Below are 19,530 nucleotides of genomic sequence, written 5' to 3'. Positions count from 1 at the left end.
GAGTTTTATACTCCCGGGTCCCTACCTCGCCCGAGACGATGGAAGAGAGTGTCTCCGGATTCAAAGTTCGGGGGTCCTGGGGAGATGTCGTCGAACATGGCGAACGAATCACCCGCGCGCTGCGGGATGCCGGCGTCGACGGCGACGCCTTCGAGGAGTGGGACGAGTGGCGTCCGAAGTCGCACGAACGACTCGGGGAAGACGTCAACGAAAAGACCGCAGAGCAAGCCAGCGTCGCCGAGGGCGAAGGCGAGAAGGCGGGCAAGGGTCCTGACGAGGACCTCCAGACTGCCGGTGAGCGCCTCTCGGAATCGTACGAGCACGTCGAGGAGGGCAAAAGCGACGAGGCGGTCGAGCGCTGGTCCGAGTCACTCGGGTACGTCGCCCGCGCGGCAGACTCGGCGGGTCGCCGGGCTCTCCGTCGCGTGGAGAACACCGTCTACCGCCGGGTTATGACCCAGCTTGCCCCCTACTACTTCGACAACGAACTCGTCTCCGCCAACATCCAGAAGTCCACCCGCGGCGAGGGCGAGGTATCGTTCATCTTCGAGGTAAACATCAACGACGACGACCTGAAAGACGAAGTCAGTGATCGACTCAGCGAGTTCGACGAAGAAGTGACTCGCTGGCACGTCACTACCGAAAAGGAGACCGGAACCGCAGAGGCCGCCGAAGGCGTAGAACCGCCCCAGTCCGAGGACCGGACCCAGTCGACGACGAACTGACGCCCGTTTCCGGACCGCTACCGCCGTTCAGAAACGCGTTCGCTCCCGCTCACGCGTCCCCGTCGGACTGATGGGGCTCCCCGACTGCGTCCATCGGCAGGAGGCTCTGGAACTCCAGTGCCAGATCCGCACTCGACGTGAACTGGTCCGCCGTGGACCGCTCTATCACTTCGTCAACACGGACCGTCCCCTCCGCCAGTCTGACGACGACGTCGTCACACTCGGCTGCCACGTCTTCCGGACCGAGCGGATAGTCGAGTTCCTCGAAGACCGTTTCGATGCGATTGAGTTTGATCTGTTCGTTCACGACGGTAGGTACGTGCACAAACATAATAAATATATATTATATTTCTCGGGCCCTCGCTCCCTTGCGAGGAGTATAATGATACTTCTGGGGACGAATTGCCAGGTATGTCTCCCCCACTCCGCATCGAATCCGGTGAGCTGACCGCCGAGGAAATCATCGCTGTCCTCCAGGAGGGACGCCGTGTCATCGTCGAGGCGGAACTCCTCGGCGGCGTCCACGAGGTCTCCCTACGCCACGATGGCGAGACGTACTATTGTGACACGCCGACGACGCTGCACAAACATCCCGACGAGGAGGGGATGCGAACGTGCATCGAGCGGATGGGGTACGGACGGTCGGAGTAGGCTTTTTCCTCGTCAACACGCGGTCTGCCGTCGAGCGTCCTGCCGCCGCCGCGCCCTTTAATCGTGACGGCGCTGAAACAGACAGGTATGAGCGACGTGCCAGAGATGAGCGACCTCCTCGAAACCGAAGATCCGGGCTTTCAGCAGGTACTCGCCTGCGTCTTCGGCATTCAACGCCACGAGAGTCGGACGTATCTCGCACTCCTCGATCATCCGGGCAGCACCGTCGCGGAACTCGCGGACGTGCTCGACCGCGACCGGAGCAACGTCAATCGGTCGCTGACGACACTGATGGACAAAGGACTCGCAGAGCGGCGGCGTCGCCTGCTCGATTCGGGTGGGTACATCTACCAGTACACCGCGACCGAACTCCCGGAGGCCAAGGAGATGCTGCACGGCGCGCTCGACGAGTGGGTCGAACGCGTCCACCGGAGCATCGAGGAGTACGGCGCCGACGACGAGGCGGACGCCGCTACCGAATAGCGGAGGGCCCCTTCCGGAATCACGACGGTTGTCGCCGCTCCCGCGAGCGCCGGCGCTCGACGTCCCACGCTCGAACCGTCCCCCTTTTCACGGCTGAACGCGACGGTTTCGACAATGAGTCTCGAACTCACCGCACCCGCGCCCGACGCCCCGGCGGTCGCCGACGACGGGGTCTGGCTCGCGGACATCGAGACGGGCGAGACGTACGCTCCCTTCGACGAGATCCGGTACACCGGCGACGACGGCAACCTGCTGGAGGTGCGCTACGCCGACCCGCCGACGTTCGAGGACTTTCAGGGACAGGGCCGCGGCGTCTGGCGCTACCGCGCCGCGCTGCCGTTCGAGACGGGCGTCACGCTCCCCGAGGGCGACACGCCGCTGCACGAGGCCCCCGGACTCCGCGAGGAGATCGGCGTCCGAACGCTCCGTGTCAAACACGAGGGAATGAACCCGACGGGATCGTTCAAGGACCGCGGGATGACCGTCGGCGTCCGCGTCGCGAAGGAACTCGGGGTCGGCCGCCTGGCGTGTGCCTCGACGGGGAACACCTCGGCCGCGCTTGCGGCCTACGGCGCCCGCGGCAATATGCAGACGCTCGTGCTCCTTCCCGCCGGAAAGGTCGCGGCGGGGAAGATCGCGCAGGCCGCCCTCCACGACGCGCGCATCCTCGAAGTCGACGGCAACTTCGACTCCTGTCTCGACATCGTGCAGGACCTCGCCCGGCGCGGCGAGGTGTATCTCCTCAACTCGCTGAACCCCTTCCGCCTGGAGGGACAGAAGACCATCGGCCTCGAAATCTTAGAGGAGTTCCGCGACGACTACGGGCGGTTCCCCGACCGGATCGTCCTCCCGGTCGGCAACGCGGGCAACACCTCCGCGCTGTACAAGGCCTTCCGCGAACTGGTCCAGTCCGGCGCCCTCGATCCCAGCGAGGTCCCGAAACTCACGGGCGTCCAGGCCGAGGGCGCCGCCCCGATGGTCGAGGCGATCGAGAACGGCTGGGCGGACACCGAACGCTGGGAAGAGGTCGAGACGCGCGCGACCGCGATCCGGATCGGCAACCCGGTCAACGCCCCGAAGGCGCTGCCGGGCATCCGCGAGACCGGCGGCACCGCGGTCGCTGTCTCAGACGAGGCGATCACCGAGGCCCAGCGCGAACTCGCCCGCGAGGGGATCGGGGTCGAACCCGCCTCGGCGGCATCGGTCGCCGGGCTGAAGAAGCTCCGCGACCGCGGCGTCGTCGACGCCGACGAGGACGTCGTCTGTCTCACGACCGGCCACCTGCTGAAGGACCCCGACGCGGCGTTCGAGGCGGGCAACGAGCCCGAACCGGTCCCGAACGACACCGCGGCGGTGCTCGAACACATCGGCGCGCAGTAGCTGAGCGGGGTTCCGTTTTCCCGATTCAGTGGACTTCCGCGAGCGAGTCGAAGCCGGTCCAACACGCACAGTCGAGATCGTCCAGAGAGTCCACCTCGTCCGGCAGATCAGAGATCGGCATCCCGTCGTCGACTTCCTCACAGCCGTCGGCGTGAATCGTGAAATCGTCGCTCGACATAATCGGCATATGACACGATAGACACATCGGGCTCAAGAACCTTATTGCCACCCCGGCTCCGATGACTCGACGGCCTACTCGTCCTCGTCGCCGTTGAGCGTGAGGTACCGGACGTCGATCATCCGGTCGTCGTCGAGGAGCGTCTCGATCACCGACTGCGGTACGGGATCGTCGAGGTTGTAGACGGTGAGTGCCTCGCCACCCTGCTCGTCGCGACGGGCGTTGTACATCCCCGCGATGTTGATATCGTGGTCGCCGAGGACGGAGCCGATGAAGCCGATCACGCCGGGCTTGTCGGCGTTGCGGGCGACGAGCATCTTCCCGTGGGGGACGGCGTCGACCCGGTAGTCGTCGATCCGGACGATCCGCGGGTCGTCACCGGCAAAGAGCGTGCCACAGACGCCCAGCGACGTCTCGCCGTCGCCGACAGTGACAGTCACGAGGCTCTGGAAGTCCTCCGACTGGAGCCGTTTGGACTCGGTCACGTCGATCCCGCGCTCCTCGGCGATCGAGGGGGCGTTGACGGCGTTTACCTGCCACTCCAGTGGCTCGAAGACGCCTTTCAGCGCCGAGGCGGTGACGAGCTCGATGTCTTCTTCCGCGATGTCGCCCTCGTAGGAGACCTCGATCTCGGAGATGCGGCCGTCGAGCAACTGCGCGGCGATCTTCCCGGCCGTCTCGGCGAGGTCGATATACGGCCGGATGCGCGGGAAGACGCTCTCGTCGACCGACGGCGCGTTCAGCGCGTTCATAACCGGTTCACCCGCGAAGGCCGCGTCGATCTGGTCGGCGATCGAGGTCGCGACGTTCTCCTGGGCGGCCTCCGTCGAGGCGCCGAGATGCGGCGTGACGACGATCTCGTCGACGTCCAGCAGGGGACTGTCCGGCGAGACCGGTTCGTCGGCGAAGACGTCGATCGCGGCCCCGTCGAGCGTCCCGTTTTCGACGGCCGCCGCCAGCGCGTCCTCGTCGACAACGCCGCCGCGGGCGCAGTTGATGAGGAAGCCGCCGCCCATCAGTTCGAGTTCCTCAGTGGAAATCATCCCCTCGGTCTCGGGCGTCAGCGGCGTGTGAACAGTCAGGAAGTCCGCGCGCTCCAGACAGGCCTCGAACTCGACGAGTTCGGCGCCGAGGCGATCGGCGCGTTCCTCGCTGATGTAGGGATCGTAGGCGACGAGATCCATCCCGAGGCTGTCGAGGCGTTTGGCGACCTCCTGGCCGACCCGGCCGAGGCCGACGACGCCCAGCGTCTTGCCGTTGAGTTCGGTCCCGAGGTAGTCGCTTTTGGCCCACTCGCCCGTCTTCAGGCGGGCGTGCGCCTGCGGGATCGAGCGCGCGACCGCGAACGACATCGCGACGGTATGCTCGGCGGCGGCCCGTACGTTCCCCTCGGGCGCGTTCGCGACGATGATCCCGTGGTCGGTGGCGGCGTCGATGTCGATGTTGTCGACACCGATGCCCGCGCGGCCGACGATGACGAGGTCTTCGGCGGCCTCGAACACCGCCTCGGTCACGTCCGTTCCGGATCGGACGACGAGCGCGTTGGCGTCTGCGACTGCTTCGAGCAACGCCTCACCTTCGACGTCGTAGGCCGTCTCGACGTCGTGACCCGACGCCCGAAGCCGTTCGAGCCCCGCATCGTCGATCGGATCCGTAATAAGGACCTTCATATAGTAACCCATCCCCGGTCCGGGGTTAAACGTTTCTTCATCGGCCTGCACGGCCGTCTGTGGCCTGTTACCGACTGACGAGGGGCCGCCGGATAGGTGGCTTGAAAGCCTCCGCGGACGACGTCTGCGTATGCGTCTCGTGGCCTTCGACTTCGACGGAACGCTCTCGGATTCCGAGATGACGATCCTGCTCGGCGAGCGGATGGACGTCGCCGATCGGATGGCGGATATCACCGAACGGGCGATGAACGACGAACTCTCCTATGCCGAGAGCCTGCGGGAGCGCGCGTCACTCCTGGAGGGACTCTCCGAGGAGGACGCCGAGGCTGCCTTCGACGGGGTGCGCCTGCGCCCCGGCGCGGCTGACCTCATCGAACGACTCCACGACGCCGGCCACCACGTCGCGATCCTGACCGGCGGGTTCGAGCGCGGCGTCGAGCACGCCCTCGAACGCGAGGGCGTCTCTGTCGACACGATCGTCGCAAACCGGCTCCCGATCGAGGGCGGACGTCTCACGGGTGGTGTCGAAGGGCCGCTCGTGACGGGGACGAAGGACGAAGCACTCGAATCGCTCGCAGAGGACCTCGACGTCCCGCTCTCGCGAACCATCGCCGTCGGCGACGGCGCGAACGACCTCCCGATGCTCGAAGTCGCCGGCCTGTCCGTCGGCTACCTCCCGAAAGACGCCGTCCGGCCCGCCTGCGACGCCGTCGTCGCCTCGATGTACCGGCTCGGGAAGCTCTTCGAGGGACACGGCATCGTCCGACGAACCGAGCAGTGAGCGGGGATGCTGCCGTCACTGCACCGGTGACTCCTCGCCGGCTCATACTGCTTACGCTCGTCTCTTCCCGCCGAATGCCACCCCCGGTGGCGGCGCTCGGCGGTAACACGTGAGAGTAATCAGTATCAGAGCGTCCGCGACATCCGGTGTGTCATCCCCATTGGATTGACGGCGGAGAACCCGGCGCGGCTGTAAAACCGTTGCTGATACCGCTTCGTCTTCTCGACGGTTAGCCACACGTAGCCGACGCTGTCCTGCTGTGCCTGCCCCATCCCACCCGCCAGGAGATGGCTCCCGATTCCGGCCTGCTGGTAGTCCTGGTGGACGAACACGAAGAGTTCGTGACGACCGGTTCCGTCGGGCACGAACCCCACGTGGCCCACGATCCGGCCGTCGCAGGAGGCCACTACGTTCACGCCGTCGAGGACGTCCGAGAGCCACGACCGGATCCCGTCGATGGCGAGCGGGGGGACACCCTGGGCTCGCTGCGTCGGATCGAACGAATCGTACATTTCGACCAGTTCCGCGAAGTCGCTGTCACGGTACGGTCGGATCTCGATCTCTCGGCCGTCTGCGTCAGTCGCAGCGAACGGCGCACCCGTCGGTGTGATCTGCCGGGGCCGGAAGCGGGCGGCGAGTGTCCTGATGCCGTCGAGGAGTCGTGGGATCGAAGTCGAGTGGGTCGTGTCTGGTTTCATATGCGGAGAACAGTGTATTTTTGATGGTCGTTAGGCCATAATAGTGGCCGTATACCCACTATTTTGTCTCTATCTTCCTTGTCTATCCGATAATACTTAGATTTGTTGAAATATTGAACATACAAAATGATGAGGAAGACACGAGTCGCTGACGGCTGATCTGACCGCTTCAGCGTAATTCAAGGTGGAGCCTCCGGCCTCAAGGAGCGACCCAAGCGTGGCGAAGGGAGTGAGTAGGCCGGAGAGGAAACCGACATAGTCCGATGCAACTGGCATACTGCGACCGACCGACTCCCAAACGTATAAGAACCGTCGGCGTTCCTCTGAAGTATCGACGTGCGTCGAACCGCCGTCGTGAAACTCGCCGTTTCCGACGAGCAACGCGACGCGCTCCACCGAACTGCCGAGCAATACCTGTACTGCGCGAATCGAACCGCCGACTACTGTTGGTCCGATACCTCCTACACCGAGTGCAAAACCAACAAACGGCAGGTCCGAGACGCGCTCTACTCCGAACTTCGACAGGAGACAGAGTTACAGGCACAACTCGTCCAGGCCGCGATCAAACGCGCCGTCGAAGCCGTCAAAGGCGTTATCGAACGATGGAAGAAGGGACAGCGCGTCTCTTGTCCCACGTTCACCGCCGAAACGATGGACTATGACACGCGGAGCGCGACCTTCTACCGACGCAAGGTGTCGCTGGCGACTGTTGAGGGCCGGGTCGAACCGTCGTTTGTTCTCCCGGCAGACAGCCCGACGCCCTACGAGCAGTACGTACTCTCCGAAGACTACGAGTTCCGCGAGAGTACGCTTCGGTACGACGCAGCGACCGACGAGTTCTACCTCAACATCTCGACTCGGCGGAGTGACAGCCACAACGCGGAGGTTCCGGCAGATACGGGGCACCCCGACCAAACGGTCCTCGGTATCGACCTCGGCGTCAACAGTCTCGCGGTCGCCTCAACCGGGCGCTTCTGGCAGGGAGACGACTACGACCACTGGACCCGGGAGTTCGAGAAGCGGCGTGGTGAGATGCAACAGCGCGGCACCCAAGCCGCGCACAATGCCCTGCTTCGACTCGGAAAGCGTGAAGAAGCGTGGCGCAAACAGTACATCCACACGGTCGCTAACGAACTCGTCACGGAAGCCGTCGAACACGACTGCGACGTAATCGTGTTCGAGGACCTGACCGACATCCGCGAGCGGCTTCCAGAGGCGAAGTGGCACCACATCTGGGCGTTCCGACGCCTGTACGAGTACGTCTCCTATAAGGCACCTGAACAGGGTGTCTCCGTAGAGCAGGTCGAGCCAAACCACACGTCCCAACGCTGTTCTCGGACGGACTGTGGATTCACACACGACGACAACCGCTATGGTGAACACTTCAAGTGCCAGAAGTGCGGGTACGAGGTGAACGCGGACTACAACGGCGCGAAGAACATCGGACTACGATACGCTCGGAAGCGGACGCACAAACTCCGGTCCTCGCCCAAGTCGGGGAGCGGAGACGCAGAAGTAGACCTGCGTATAAATGGTGGGACGTTGAACGGCAAGAGTCACCGGCCTATTGCTGGCGACTGATTGCCAGGAGTCCACATCAAAGCCCCATCACCAGAAATCGGAGATTTCTGGTTAGCAGTCAGAAGCGGAGCTTCTGACGACACCCTCAAGGACCGAGGTGCGTATGCGCCGAGGGAGTAGGGTGGGGTAGTTTACTGCCGAAATTACCCGTGGAGACGGCTGCCGGAACACGCCGATGACTGTCTCTCGTACTGATTACTCTCACTTGATACCGCCGAGTGCCGTCAACGGGGTGGCGATCGGCGGAAAGACACGAACGTACTCAGTCTCAGTCCCCGTCCGCGACGGCGGTCCGCTCCATCGCGGCCAGGTCCTCGGCCAGCGCCGCCGCGACCGCCTTCGCGAGCCGCGGGGGGACGGCGTTGCCGACGACTTTCAACTGCGTGCTCTTGGGGCCCTGGAAGACGTAGTCGTCGGGGAACGACTGCAGGATCGCACATTCCCGGACGGTGCCGACGCGGTCCGCCTCGGGGTGGACGAACGGCGCGTTGTGGTTCTCCTTGATCGTGATCGACGGCTCGTCCCGCCGGAGCCGCCGCCAGCTGTCGCCGTAGCTCTCATAGAGGCTCTCGCCGGGTTCGACCTCGGCGATTCGCTCGACCATCTCCGCGGAGTGGTCCGTCGTCTCGTGGTTCGGCAGGGCTTCGATCGGTTCCTCGCCGTCGCGCTCTAAGAGCGCCTCCTCGACGGTCACGTACGGCTCCAACTGTTTCCCTGTGAGCGTCGTCTGCTTCGAGGGCCCGTGCGTCCGGTCGGGGTACGTCGGGATTGAGCCGTCGCGGCGGCCCTGAAAGATGACGCGGCGGCGCTTCTGCGGGACGCCGTAGTCGGCGGCGTTCAGCGTCTCGTAGGCCGGTTTCTCGAACCCGGCGCGCTCGAAGCCTTCGAGGATCGCCCGGAGCGTGTCACCGCCCTCCATCGACTTGATCCCTGGGACGTTCTCCATTACGAACGCGTCAGGCTGGACGAATTCGAGGAAGTCGATGAAACTCCCGACCAGATAGTTGCGCTCGTCGTCGGGGTCGCGGTGGCCCGCGATGCTGAACCCCTTGCACGGCGGCCCGCCGATCACGACGTCTACGCCGTCTGGATCGATCGGGTGGGTGTCGAAGAACTCCTCGGGGTCGACCGCAGCGAGGTCCGCCTGGATCGCCAGCGCGTCCTCGTGGTTGTGTTCGAAGGTGGCCAGGAAGTCCTCGTTCACGTCGACACCCGCGACGACGTCGTAGCCCGCCTGCAGGAAGCCCTCCGAGAGACCGCCGCCGCCGCAGAACAGATCGAGCACGGTGATCGTCGAGCGGTCGATGTCGGCGTCCGGCATTCGATGTCTGTCCGCATCTCTTCGCCGGTCGTATTTAACAGTTCGTTAGCGTGCCATCGAACAGCCGGCGTCCGCGACCGAGAGTGGGGTCTCGACCCGCCCGCCGAACCGGTCGGCAAGTCCTATATCCGTCGCCGACCCATCTGCGGATATGGACTCCGAGACTGACCCTGGCACTGAGACGGCATCTGAGGACCCTGATTCCGGGACTGACCCCGACACCGAGACGGCATCCGAGGACACCGACACCGAGACGGCGCCCGACGACGATGCCGAGGACCGGACGGTCATCCGATCCGGCCGGGAGTTCGAACAGGAGTACCGGCTCGACGCCGACGAGGCGGGCCAGTTCCTGATCGACCTGGGTGAACAGCTCCGCGACGGCGACGAGCTGACAATCGTCGAAGAAGAGTGGGAACTGCCCTTCGCGTTCGGCGAACCCGTCCGCCTCGAACTCGACTACGACGGCGTGGGCGAGCCGGAACTCGAGATCGAACTCGAACTCCCCGGCCGGACCGACCAGGCCGCGCCCGACGTCGAGTAGGTCCGTCGTTTCGGCCTCGACGGCGTCGTCCTTTCACACGGCCTCGACGGCGCCGACGGTCACCGCGTGTAATCGACCGATTTCGTTCCCTCCTCGCGCAGCACTTCGGTCGTTCGCGGCTCCGTCCGGGCGATCGGCTCCCCGTCCCGGAGCACGAGCGTCCGGGGGGCCTGCCTCCGGAGCGCGTTGAACGGGTCGGGGGCGTCGTAGACGACGAGCGATCCCTCGCCGCCCGCTTCCAGTCCGTACCCCTCCGCGCCGAACACCGCCGCGTTGGCCTCGGTCAACATCTCCCAGAGGGCGGCGACGTCGCCGTGGCCCGCCATATGGGCGTAGTGGGCGAGGATGAACGCCGCATCCAGCGGGTCGGCGGCGCCGTAGTGGTACCAGGGATCGAGCACCGAGTCGTGTCCGAGGCCCACGGTCACGCCCGCATCGCGGAGTTCGTCGATGCGGGTGTGGCCCCGCCGGCGCGGGTAGTCGTCGTACGACCCCTGGAGGACGGAGTTGTCCGGGGGGTTGGTCACGACCGTGATGCCGCTTTCGGCGATGAGTGAGATCAGTTTGCCGGCGTAGGCGTTGTTGTACGAATGCATCGCGGTCGTGTGACTCGCCGTGACGCGGTCGCCGATCCCGCGCTTCAGCGCCTCGCTTGCGAGCACCTCTGTGAACCGGGAGTTCGGATCGTCCGTCTCGTCGATGTGGAGATCCAGCGGCCGGTCGTGCCGCTCTGCGATGTCGCAGGCGATTTCGACGCTCTCGACCCCGTCGTCGCGGGTGTACTCGTTGTGCGGGATCGCCCCGACGAGATCGACGCCCATCTCCACCGCCTCCCGGAGGAGGTCCTCGTGGGACTCGTCGGTGAGGAGGCCGTCCTGCGGGAAGCCGACGACCTGGAGGTCGACGATGTCCGAGACCTGTGATTGCAGTTCCAGGAGCGCCTCGACTGTCGTCAGCGTCGGTTCGGTCGTGTCGGCGTGAGTGCGGATCCGCGTCACGCCGTTGGCCGCGTACCACTCGACGGTCTGTGTCGCACGCTCGACGATGTCCTCGACGGTGATGTCCTCCTTGTACGCCGCCCAGATGTCGATCCCCTCAGCGAGCGTCCCGCTGTCGTTCCACGAGGGGTCGCCCGCCGTCCCGGTCGCGTCGAGGTGGACGTGCGGTTCGATAAGCGGCGCCGTCACGAGGCGCCCGTCGGCGTCGTACCGGCGGTCGGCGGGGAACCGCTCCGGGTCTCCCTCGCCGGCGGGGACGACCCGCTCGATCGCCCCGTCGCGGATTTCGACGTCGACGGCGTCGCCATCGCGCGTCCTGGCGTCGGTCACGATGTACTCGGACATACCGGAATGCGACGCCGCACCGACGCTTGAGTGTTTGGACCGGGCGTTCGATCCGCTGCCTACCCAGGCTGACTCGCGTCCTACACGCCGCCGAAACGCATCCGAACTTCGCCCGAGCGACGATCGCCCCGCTGTCTCCCGCGGTTCTTTACAAACGCGAACGTGGCAGTCGGTATTCCGGAGTAGCGACAACTCTCTCGGCGTTCGGCCGTACGCTTCGCCCACTCGCGAACAAATGTGGACACAATCCCCAATTTTATCAAAGCGCGCGATGAGCCGAGACCGATGGCAACGGAAGACGACACGCCCGCGTGGCGACGGTTCGTGTTCGGTAACGAGGACCTCCCCGACCCCGACTATCCGCTGGATCACGTCCCGGGGGACGAACGAAAAGGGCTCGCGAGTATCTCGGCGGTCCTGCTCGGCTTCGTGTTCTTCGCCGGGACGCTGTGGGCCGGCGCTGAGGTCGGCGCCGCGATGGGATTCGGGCCGATGCTCACGGCGATGGCGGTCGGGTACGCAATCCTGGGCGTCTACGTCGCGACGCTGTGTGGCATCGCGGCGAAGGCCGGGCTGACGACGGTACTGCTCGCGCGGTACAGTTTCGGCCGCTGGGGCGCGAAGTTCGCCGACCTGATGCTCGGGGGCACGCAGGTCGGCTGGTTCGGCGTCACGATCCCGATGGTTGCGATTCCGACGGCGACCTTTTTCGGCCTCGACACGCCAACGTTCACGGGTGCGCTCATCCTGATCTGGGGCATCCTGCACCTCGCGACGGCCTACTTCGGCTACGAGGGGATGGAGCGGCTCTCCTTCGTGGCGGTCCCGATCCTGGTGATCGTCGGCCTGCTGTCGATCTTCATCGCAGTCGGCGACGTCGGCGGTATCGGCGGCCTGTTCAGTGGCGCTGCCGGCGGCGGGATGGGCTTTGCCGCCGCCGTGACGGTCGTCGTCGGCACGTTCATCAGCGGCGGGACCCAGGCGCCGAACTGGGCGCGCTTCGCCAGTAGCACCCGGGTCGGCTTCTGGGCGGGTCTGATCGCTTTCCTCGTCGGGAACGGTTTCCTCTTCCTGTCGGGCGCTGTCGGCGGTTCGGTCTACAGCGTCACGCCCGCCGGCGACCTCTACGAGGTGCTCGCGGCTCAGGGTCTCGCCGCAATCGGCCTCATCGCGCTGATCCTCAACATCTGGACGACCAACGACAACGCGGCCTACGCCTTCGGCGTCGCTGGCAGCGAGGCCTTCGAGTTCGACCGCAAGCGGCCGTTCATCCTGGCCGGCGGGTCGATCGGAATCGTCCTCGCGTTGGTCGGCGCCGACAGCCTGCTCATCCCGTGGCTGTCGACGCTCGGCCAGTACATCCCGCCGCTCGGCGGCGTGCTCATCGCGGACTTCCTGCTGTGCTGGCGGCTACAGGTCCCGAAAATGGACGACGTTCGCTTTGCGGGCGTCCGGTGGACCGGCATCCTCGCGTACGCCGTCGGGGCGGTCGTCGCAGTGCTGACGGCCGGACAGGTGGTTCCGGGCGTCCCGGCGCCGCAACTGATCCCGGGCGTCGCCGGCGCGGCGCTGAACGGTCTCGTCGCCGGCTTCCTCGCCCACGTCGCGGCGTACTACCTGCTCGAATCGACGGGTGTCCTGCCCGGCCACGAGATCGACCCCGACGCTGAGCGGCTGTGATCGGCGTCGAGAACTGAGCGGCGCAGAACGGGTCTTCCGCGCTGATCGCTCCGATTTCCGCGGATCAGCCGTCGAGTTCGTCCTGCAACGCCGCTCGCCACTTCTGGGGATTGTACCAGCCGCAGCCGACACAGCCGACCTCCTCTTCGTACTCCTCGCCGCCCTCGTAGTAGAAGTCGATCTGCATAAACGGCGGCCGCGTGCCGCTCTCGACGCAGGACTCGCACTTCCGGCTCTTCAGGAGGTTGTGCGTCCGCGTGAGGATCTGGAAGTGCTCGCGGATCTCCTCGTCGCTCATCGACTCGTAGTCGAAGCTCTCCGAGTCCTCCCAGCGGACCTCCGGCACGCGGTGGTCGACCTCGAGCGTCGTGCTCGGCGAGGAGCCGTCGAAGGCGTCGCGGTGGTCGTAGAGGTCGCGGACGCGCCGCTTGAACGAGTCGGGCATCTCCTGGCGCGTGATCGGCTTCTGCGTCGGAAACGGATACTTGAGTTTCCGGTGGAACGTGGTGGCGTCGCAGTTCTCGCAGTGTAGGTAGTCGCCCTGTCCCTGGCCGGTGTTCTGGACGAACTCGAAGCCCTCCTTCCGGAGCATCTGGATGTCCTTCGCCGGCTGTGAACTGGGGAGTTCACACGCCGAGCAGTGCCACTCGCAATCGGAGAGCGTCTCGAACGTGGCCGCGCGTTTGGTGCCCTCGTTGGAGGGGTTCCAGTCCCGCGTCGCGTACTCGTGGACGCGCTCGCCGAAGTCGGTGAGGCGGTACGTCGACCCATCGCGCTCGGCGATGCCGTCGTCGACGAACGCCGCGAGGATCGTTTCGGCGTCGGACCCCTCCGTGACGGTCTTCGGCCCCTCTGCGAGCTTCGAGAGCACCGCCCGTCGACGGGAGTCCTCCCGAACCGACAGGATCAACTCGGCCGTCGCCTCGTCCATTCCGGGCATACCGACGACTCGGGTGCGCGGGACCAAAGCCGTGTGGGAATTGCTGCCCCGACGTGTCTCACAGCGTGATCAGCGACAGGCGACTACACGGCCACTATCAATCATCCGATACCGCCCCGGCTGGCGCCGATCCGGCCCCTTCCAGCGAGCCGTCGATGGTCCGGTGGGGGTAGGGGATGGTGATCCCCTCCTCCTCGAACCGATCCGTAACCGCCTGCACGAACTGGCCGCGGATCCCCAGGAAGTCCGAGCCGCCGGGATCGCTGATCCAGATGCGGCTCTGCAGCCCGAACGACGCCTCGTTGATCTCGATCAGCCGGACGGACGGCTCGGGGTCCTCGAGGATGCCCTCCCGCTTCCGTGCCTCCTCGACGATGATGTCCGTCGCCCTGTCGACGTCGTCCTCGAAGCCGATCCGGAAGGTGAACTTCAAGCGGAGTGTCCCGTTCCGGTCGTAGTTCTTTATTACGCCGTCGGTCAGCTGGGAGTTCGGCACCGTGAGGTGTTCGTTGTCGAAGGTACGGACGCGGCTCACCCGGAGGCTGATGTCCTCGACGTAGCCGGAGTTGCCCTCCCACTCGATCCAATCGCCCGTCCGGAACGGCTCGTCCGTGTAGATGAACACCCCCGCGACGAAGTTTTTGATCACGTCCTGCATCGCAAAGCCGACCGCGAGGGTTGCGGCGGCCGTCACCGTCGAGAGTGCGATCAGGATGTTTCCGAAGCCGGCGACGGCGAAGGCGACCGCGACCGCGGCGAAGAGCAGCGCCCCGTAGATCACGAGCACCACCGGCTTCCGGACGTGTTCGTCGAGGCCGCGCCGATCGAGGAGGCGGGTGACGAGCGGGACGACCACGATCTTGCTGACGGCGTAGATCCCGAGAAATACCACCGCGAATACCACTGCTGCGGCGGCCGCGTCGGCTAACTGCGGCGGGAGCCCGATGTCAGATAGCACCTCACCGAGATAGCCCCCGATCCCCGTCGCCGCCTGGAGTCCCGCAACGGTCATTCTGCCCACCGCCTTGGCTGCGCTACCGTTTCCGTACCACCGGTACCTGGATCCAGCATATCCCGTTCATCACCCGGCCGGGTGTTGATACCATCGCACGGTCTGCCGGACGACTGCGCGGGCTCGGGCGGCCTGCTCTCGGACACTCTGGCTCACGGTGAGGTTTCCGGAGACAGCTCCAGGCGCCTCATCCGCCGGCCGCGCGGGCCTCGCGGCGCGCGGCGGCGACGCTCTTCCCGTCGCGGAGGACGGCGTCGACGAATAGCTCGCCGGCCTTGTAGGAGGACCGCACCATCGGTCCCGAGGCACAGTAGAGGAACCCGAGCTCCTCCTCGGCGACGCGTCGCCACGTCTCGAAGGCGTCGGGATGGACGTACTCGAAGACGTCCAGATGCGAGCGGGATGGCTGGAGGTACTGTCCCAGCGTGACCACGTCGACGTCGGCCTCCCGGAGGTCCGACAGCGTCCGGTAGATCTCGTGGTCGTACTCGCCGAGTCCGAGCATCAGGCTCGTCTTCGTGTAGATGTCCGACTCCTCGGAAACCTGTTCGAGCACCGACAGGGACTGCTCGTAGCCGGCGCGGCGGTCCCGGACCGGCCACTGGAGGCGTTCGACGGTCTCGACGTTGTGGGCGATCACGTCGGGGCCAGCGTCGATGATCTTCCGGACGAGGTCCGGTTCTCCCTGGAAGTCGGGGATGAGCACCTCCACGAGGATCCCCGGATCGCGGTCTTTGATCGCCCGGATCGTCCGCGCGAAGTGCCCCGCGCCCTGATCGGGCAGGTCGTCGCGGTCGACGGACGTGAGCACGACGTAGTCGAGGCCGATCTCGGCGACGGCGTCGGCCACGTCTGCGGGCTCGTCGGGATCGAGCGCCTCCATCCCGCCGGTCTCGACGTCGCAGAAGTTACAGCCCCGCGAGCAGCGATCCCCCATCAGCATAAACGTCGCCGTCCCCGGGCCGTCGCGGCCGCTCCAGCACTCGCCCATATTCGGGCAGTTCGCCTCCTCACAGACCGTATGCAGGTCCCGGTCGCGGAGCGTCTCCTTGATATCGGTGAACTGACGCCCCGACGGCGGGCGCATCTTCAGCCAGTCGGGTTTCCGCCTACCGCTCATACCACAGTCTTCGGCCGGTCGAGCAAAAGCCTGGGGGTCGGACCAGCACCCAGTCTGCAGTGCAAGCCAGTAACGGCAAATCAAAGCGAACAGTCGGCACAGCCGCTCTCCCCGCGCCGACGTGCCGAACAACCGCAGAGCGACGCGGGACAGTCGCTACGTCACAGGCGCGCTGGCCGCCCGATCGCATATAAACCTCGGCCGCTCGCGCCGTCGCGCCGGATGGAGAAACGACTTTGCCGCCGGAGGCCCCGGGTTCGCGTATGACTCGCTTCGCTTCCTGCTCTCGTCCATCCGGCTCGGTTCCGATCAGATCGGCTCCGAGCAGGTCTGTTCCGACGAGTGTCTCTCTCTCGCCGCCCGATCGGAGGTGCGACGCGTGAAAGTCGCCGAGGTCGTCCCCGAGTTCGCCGACGCGTTCGGCTTCGAGGAGTTCAACCGGATGCAACGGGAGGCCGCGCCGGCGATCCTCGACGGCGACGAGAACGTCGTCGCGGCCGCGCCGACCGCCAGCGGGAAGACCGCGCTCGCGGAACTCGCCATCTGCCGGACGCTCGCCGACGGCGGCACGGCGCTCTTCATCGCGCCGATGCGCGCGCTCACGAACGAGAAGGAGGCCGAGTGGGAGCGCTTCGAGGACCTGGGCTACTCCGTGTACGTCGTGACCGGCGAGCGGGATCTGAACCCCCGACGCGCCGAGCGCGCCGACATCCTGGTGATGACGCCGGAGAAGACCGACTCGGCGACGCGGAAACACGACTCCGCGCGGTACTCCTTCGTTGCCGACGTCGACTGCTGTGTCATCGACGAGGTCCACCTGCTGGACTCGGACACCCGCGGCGGCGTCCTCGAAGTGACCGTCTCGCGACTCCGCCGCATCTGTGACCCGCGGATCGTCGCGCTCTCAGCGACGATGCCGAACATCGAAGACGTCGCGGCGTGGCTGGACGCGCCCCCGGAGACGACCTTCGAGTTCGGCGAGGAGTACCGGCCGGTGAAACTCCACGCGGGCGTGAAGACGTACACCCACGGCGACAACGCCTTCGCCGACAAGTACCGGCGGCTCTACAGTGCGCTGGACCTCGCCGAGGAGCACATCCGCGAGGACGGCCAGGCGCTCGTGTTCGTCTCCTCGCGGCAGGACGCGGTGCGGGCCGCCGGCAAGGCCAGAGACGTGATCGCCGAGCGCGACATCCCGATGGGCGCCCGCGGCGACTTCGACTTCCACACCGAGGCGAAGGACCTCGACGACGACGACCTCGCGAAGGGCGCCCCCGACGGCGTCGCGTTCCACCACGCCGGCCTCTCGAAGGCCGACCGCGACCGGATCGAGGAGTGGTTCAAGGCCGGCAAGATCCAACTGCTCTTTTCGACGTCGACGCTGGCGTGGGGCGTGAACCTGCCGGCGCGCTGTGTCGTCATCCGCGACACGAAGTACCACGACCCCCTCGAAGGAGAAGTCGATATGTCGCCGCTGGACATCCTCCAGATGCTCGGCCGCGCGGGCCGGCCCGGTTACGACGACGTCGGCTACGGCTGGGTCGTCTGCGACCGCGCGGACGCCGACAAGTACCGACGGCTCCTCCGGGAGGGCAAGGAGATCGAATCGCGGCTGGCCGAGGACCTGGACTCCCATCTCAACGCCGAGATCGCGATGGGGACGATCCGCGACCTCGACGACGTGCTCTCGTGGCTGGAGACGACGTTCTACTACCGGCGGGCGCAGTCGAAGCCCGACGAGTACGACTTCGAGAACCTCCGCGAGCGCGTGCGTGAGACGCTCGAATCGCTCGTCGCGCGCGGCTTCGTCGAGATGGGAGAGGATCTCTCGGTTCGCGGGACCGCACTCGGCCGCCTCGCCTCGAAGTACTACCTCCGGCTCGAAACCGCGGAACGCTTCCACGACCTCTGTGCGCGCGAGACGATCGCCGCCGCCGGCATCCTGGAGGCCGTCGCGGGCGCCGCGGAGTTCCACTCGGTCTCCGCGCGGCAGTCCGAGGCCGACGCCGTCGACGCGGTGCTCTCGGACGTCGCGACCGACCTGGAGGACGGCCCCCGGAAGGTGCTCGCGATCCTCCACGCCGGAATGCAGAACAGCACGCCCGCGGACCTCCGCTCGGACGCGTGGATCATCCGCCAGAACGCCCTGCGGCTGCTCTCTGCGCTCCGGGAGTTCCTCGAGGAGTTCGCCGGGCCGCGAGCGGCCAACCTCGCCCGCCGGGTGGAAGCGCGCGTCGAACACGGCGTTCCCCGCGACGCCGTCGGTCTCACCGCGGTCGACGGGATCGGCCCGACCCGGGCGCGGACGCTCGCGACCGGCGGCCTCCACAGTCCCGCTGCGGTCGTCGACGCCGGCGCCGAGGAACTACAGCGCGCGGGCCTCTCGGCGGGCGTCGCCGAGCGGATCGTCGAGAACGCCCGCTCGTTCCCCGCGATCGACGTCTCGTGGGGCGACTTTCCGGACGTCATCGCACAGGGTCAAAACGAGATGTGCGAGGTCACCGTCCGCAACGATGGCGGCGGTGCGGCGGTCGGCGTCCGCGTGACCGTCAACGGCGTCGAGATGACGACGAAGGAGGCGTACCTCTCGGACGTGGTGACCGTGCCAGTCGGCGTCTTCGGCGCCGATACCGACGAACTGGCGTTCGCCGTCGAGGTGACGTTCCCCGACGAGCCGCTGCACCCCGTCGAGGCGACCCGGACGGTCGAGGTAGAATAGTCAGCCCAACAGGATTTCGCGGAGTTCCGCGGGACTTCCGACGACCGCATCGGCGCGGGAGAGGTCCGACCCGGCGTTGTGCGTCGACCGGTAGGCGATGGTAAAGGCCCCGGCGCGGACGGCGGCCTCGATGCCGTTGACCGAGTCCTCGATCACGACACACTCAGCGGGATCGAGGCCGAGTTCGGCCGCAGCGTGCTCGTAGACGTCCGGATCCGGCTTTCCAGGGACGTCGAGGTCTTTGGCGCTCGCGACGACATCGAGGGGATCGAGACCGAACCGCTCGCGGACGATATCGATCCACGCTTTGGGTGCCGAAGAGACAATCCCGAGGGAGCGCCCCGCGGCGCGCAGTTCGTCGAACAGTTCTCGGATGCCGTCTGTCAGGGTTACTTCGTCACCGTACAGTGATTCTGCGCGCTCCTCGTAGGCTCTGGCGAACGCAGCTTTCGTCACCGTCGTGCCGTACTCGGCGTCGAGGTAGTCGTAGATCTCGTCGTAGGGCGTCCCCGTGATCTCGTCGTGCTCGGGCGCGCCGTCGGCAACGGCCTCGGCGAACACCCACTCGTCTTCGAAGCGATCCCAGTAGGTCTCGGAGTCGATCAAGACGCCGTCCATATCGAACAGGACAGCGCCGGTGGGTACGTTCATACCTGCCTCTCACACTCGCCGGCAAAGACCTTCGCGGCGAGCAGACCGCGACC

The 19,530-nt window shown here is 66.1% G+C and carries 19 protein-coding genes; 9 read left to right on the top strand and 10 right to left on the bottom strand.

Annotation, left to right across the window (positions count from 1 at the left end; all coding sequences use genetic code 11):
* The first annotated feature begins 38 nt into the window (after positions 1-38).
* Positions 39-725: a DUF5828 family protein gene (locus RJT37_RS02805; protein WP_313687609.1), complete on the top strand. Its 687-nt coding sequence runs from the start codon at positions 39-41 to the stop codon at positions 723-725.
* Positions 726-774: 49 nt separating this feature from the next.
* On the opposite strand, the gene RJT37_RS02800 is transcribed toward RJT37_RS02805, so the two are convergent.
* Positions 775-1,032, bottom strand: a complete 258-nt coding sequence (locus RJT37_RS02800; RefSeq protein ID WP_313687607.1) for a DUF5789 family protein — start codon at positions 1,030-1,032, stop codon at positions 775-777.
* Positions 1,033-1,136: 104 nt separating this feature from the next.
* Between RJT37_RS02800 and RJT37_RS02795 the strand changes: the two genes are divergently transcribed.
* The 3 genes from RJT37_RS02795 (at position 1,137) to thrC (ending at position 3,239) form a co-directional block, all read left to right on the top strand.
* Positions 1,137-1,376, top strand: a complete 240-nt coding sequence (locus RJT37_RS02795; protein ID WP_313687605.1) for a DUF8001 family protein — start codon at positions 1,137-1,139, stop codon at positions 1,374-1,376.
* An 87-nt stretch (positions 1,377-1,463) separates the two neighbouring features.
* Positions 1,464-1,859: a helix-turn-helix domain-containing protein gene (locus RJT37_RS02790; RefSeq protein ID WP_313687603.1), complete on the top strand. Its 396-nt coding sequence runs from the start codon at positions 1,464-1,466 to the stop codon at positions 1,857-1,859.
* A gap of 114 nt (positions 1,860-1,973) precedes the next feature.
* Positions 1,974-3,239, top strand: coding sequence for a threonine synthase (gene thrC, locus RJT37_RS02785; RefSeq protein WP_313687601.1), 1,266 nt, complete (start codon positions 1,974-1,976; stop codon positions 3,237-3,239).
* A gap of 25 nt (positions 3,240-3,264) precedes the next feature.
* On the opposite strand, the gene RJT37_RS02780 is transcribed toward thrC, so the two are convergent.
* Both RJT37_RS02780 and serA read right to left on the bottom strand, forming a co-directional pair.
* Positions 3,265-3,426, bottom strand: a complete 162-nt coding sequence (locus RJT37_RS02780) for a hypothetical protein (RefSeq protein WP_313687599.1) — start codon at positions 3,424-3,426, stop codon at positions 3,265-3,267.
* Between the two features lie 65 nt (positions 3,427-3,491).
* Positions 3,492-5,087 carry a phosphoglycerate dehydrogenase gene (gene serA, locus RJT37_RS02775; RefSeq protein WP_313687597.1) on the bottom strand — a complete coding sequence of 532 codons (1,596 nt, stop codon included), beginning with the start codon at positions 5,085-5,087 and terminating at the stop codon, positions 3,492-3,494.
* 130 nt (positions 5,088-5,217) lie between these two features.
* On the opposite strand from serA, the gene serB reads away from it, so the two are divergent.
* Positions 5,218-5,868, top strand: a complete 651-nt coding sequence (gene serB / locus RJT37_RS02770; RefSeq protein WP_313687595.1) for a phosphoserine phosphatase SerB — start codon at positions 5,218-5,220, stop codon at positions 5,866-5,868.
* Between the two features lie 125 nt (positions 5,869-5,993).
* Here serB and RJT37_RS02765 read toward each other — a convergent pair whose 3' ends face one another.
* Positions 5,994-6,566 (bottom strand): GNAT family N-acetyltransferase, encoded by a 573-nt coding sequence (locus RJT37_RS02765; protein ID WP_313687593.1) that lies wholly within the window; start codon positions 6,564-6,566, stop codon positions 5,994-5,996.
* A 330-nt stretch (positions 6,567-6,896) separates the two neighbouring features.
* Between RJT37_RS02765 and RJT37_RS02760 the strand changes: the two genes are divergently transcribed.
* Positions 6,897-8,147, top strand: coding sequence for an RNA-guided endonuclease InsQ/TnpB family protein (locus tag RJT37_RS02760; RefSeq protein WP_313689825.1), 1,251 nt, complete (start codon positions 6,897-6,899; stop codon positions 8,145-8,147).
* 268 nt (positions 8,148-8,415) lie between these two features.
* Here the strand turns inward: RJT37_RS02760 and RJT37_RS02755 are convergent, their stop codons facing one another.
* Complete coding sequence (locus RJT37_RS02755; protein ID WP_313687591.1) at positions 8,416-9,468, bottom strand: DNA cytosine methyltransferase; 1,053 nt, start codon at positions 9,466-9,468, stop codon at positions 8,416-8,418.
* A 289-nt stretch (positions 9,469-9,757) separates the two neighbouring features.
* On the opposite strand from RJT37_RS02755, the gene RJT37_RS02750 reads away from it, so the two are divergent.
* The gene (locus tag RJT37_RS02750) at positions 9,758-10,012 is read left to right on the top strand and encodes an amphi-Trp domain-containing protein (protein WP_313689821.1); all 255 of its coding nucleotides are present in this window, start codon (positions 9,758-9,760) and stop codon (positions 10,010-10,012) included.
* 59 nt (positions 10,013-10,071) lie between these two features.
* On the opposite strand, the gene RJT37_RS02745 is transcribed toward RJT37_RS02750, so the two are convergent.
* Positions 10,072-11,355 carry a cytosine deaminase gene (locus RJT37_RS02745; RefSeq protein ID WP_313687589.1) on the bottom strand — a complete coding sequence of 428 codons (1,284 nt, stop codon included), beginning with the start codon at positions 11,353-11,355 and terminating at the stop codon, positions 10,072-10,074.
* Between the two features lie 285 nt (positions 11,356-11,640).
* Here RJT37_RS02745 and codB point away from each other — a divergent pair, with 285 nt between their 5' ends.
* Entirely contained in the window at positions 11,641-13,035 is a 1,395-nt protein-coding gene (codB, locus tag RJT37_RS02740) for a cytosine permease (protein WP_313687587.1), read from the top strand.
* A gap of 64 nt (positions 13,036-13,099) precedes the next feature.
* Here the strand turns inward: codB and RJT37_RS02735 are convergent, their stop codons facing one another.
* From RJT37_RS02735 to lipA, 3 genes are all read right to left on the bottom strand, one after another.
* Positions 13,100-13,975: a hypothetical protein gene (locus RJT37_RS02735; protein ID WP_313687585.1), complete on the bottom strand. Its 876-nt coding sequence runs from the start codon at positions 13,973-13,975 to the stop codon at positions 13,100-13,102.
* 97 nt (positions 13,976-14,072) lie between these two features.
* Positions 14,073-14,987 (bottom strand): mechanosensitive ion channel family protein, encoded by a 915-nt coding sequence (locus RJT37_RS02730; protein ID WP_313687583.1) that lies wholly within the window; start codon positions 14,985-14,987, stop codon positions 14,073-14,075.
* A gap of 187 nt (positions 14,988-15,174) precedes the next feature.
* The gene (gene lipA / locus RJT37_RS02725; RefSeq protein ID WP_345785380.1) at positions 15,175-16,107 is read right to left on the bottom strand and encodes a lipoyl synthase; all 933 of its coding nucleotides are present in this window, start codon (positions 16,105-16,107) and stop codon (positions 15,175-15,177) included.
* 379 nt (positions 16,108-16,486) lie between these two features.
* Between lipA and RJT37_RS02720 the strand changes: the two genes are divergently transcribed.
* Positions 16,487-18,826, top strand: a complete 2,340-nt coding sequence (locus RJT37_RS02720; RefSeq protein ID WP_313687582.1) for a DEAD/DEAH box helicase — start codon at positions 16,487-16,489, stop codon at positions 18,824-18,826.
* Here the strand turns inward: RJT37_RS02720 and RJT37_RS02715 are convergent, their stop codons facing one another.
* Positions 18,827-19,477, bottom strand: coding sequence for an HAD family hydrolase (locus RJT37_RS02715; RefSeq protein ID WP_313687580.1), 651 nt, complete (start codon positions 19,475-19,477; stop codon positions 18,827-18,829). It lies immediately after the preceding gene.
* Between the last annotated feature and the right edge of the window lie 53 nt (positions 19,478-19,530).

This window comes from Halobellus marinus, assembly GCF_032113415.1.
In the GTDB taxonomy this organism is placed as follows: Archaea; Halobacteriota; Halobacteria; order Halobacteriales; family Haloferacaceae; genus Haloquadratum; species Haloquadratum marinus.
The sequence above is the reverse complement of the archived record's forward strand: the minus strand, read 5'-3'. Positions and strand labels throughout refer to the sequence as shown.

Excerpts from the sequence above, each read along its gene's own strand:
- RJT37_RS02790 (WP_313687603.1), top strand. The coding sequence starts at position 1,464 with ATGAGCGACGTGCCAGAGATGAGCGACCTCCTCGAAACCGAAGATCCG.
- RJT37_RS02715 (WP_313687580.1), bottom strand. The coding sequence starts at position 19,477 with ATGAACGTACCCACCGGCGCTGTCCTGTTCGATATGGACGGCGTCTTG.
- RJT37_RS02755 (WP_313687591.1), bottom strand. The coding sequence starts at position 9,468 with ATGCCGGACGCCGACATCGACCGCTCGACGATCACCGTGCTCGATCTG.
- RJT37_RS02735 (WP_313687585.1), bottom strand. The coding sequence starts at position 13,975 with ATGCCCGGAATGGACGAGGCGACGGCCGAGTTGATCCTGTCGGTTCGG.
- RJT37_RS02765 (WP_313687593.1), bottom strand. The coding sequence starts at position 6,566 with ATGAAACCAGACACGACCCACTCGACTTCGATCCCACGACTCCTCGAC.
- RJT37_RS02730 (WP_313687583.1), bottom strand. The coding sequence starts at position 14,987 with ATGACCGTTGCGGGACTCCAGGCGGCGACGGGGATCGGGGGCTATCTC.
- RJT37_RS02780 (WP_313687599.1), bottom strand. The coding sequence starts at position 3,426 with ATGCCGATTATGTCGAGCGACGATTTCACGATTCACGCCGACGGCTGT.
- codB (WP_313687587.1), top strand. The coding sequence starts at position 11,641 with ATGGCAACGGAAGACGACACGCCCGCGTGGCGACGGTTCGTGTTCGGT.
- RJT37_RS02795 (WP_313687605.1), top strand. The coding sequence starts at position 1,137 with ATGTCTCCCCCACTCCGCATCGAATCCGGTGAGCTGACCGCCGAGGAA.
- thrC (WP_313687601.1), top strand. The coding sequence starts at position 1,974 with ATGAGTCTCGAACTCACCGCACCCGCGCCCGACGCCCCGGCGGTCGCC.
- RJT37_RS02805 (WP_313687609.1), top strand. The coding sequence starts at position 39 with ATGGAAGAGAGTGTCTCCGGATTCAAAGTTCGGGGGTCCTGGGGAGAT.
- serB (WP_313687595.1), top strand. The coding sequence starts at position 5,218 with ATGCGTCTCGTGGCCTTCGACTTCGACGGAACGCTCTCGGATTCCGAG.
- RJT37_RS02745 (WP_313687589.1), bottom strand. The coding sequence starts at position 11,355 with ATGTCCGAGTACATCGTGACCGACGCCAGGACGCGCGATGGCGACGCC.
- lipA (WP_345785380.1), bottom strand. The coding sequence starts at position 16,107 with ATGAGCGGTAGGCGGAAACCCGACTGGCTGAAGATGCGCCCGCCGTCG.
- serA (WP_313687597.1), bottom strand. The coding sequence starts at position 5,087 with ATGAAGGTCCTTATTACGGATCCGATCGACGATGCGGGGCTCGAACGG.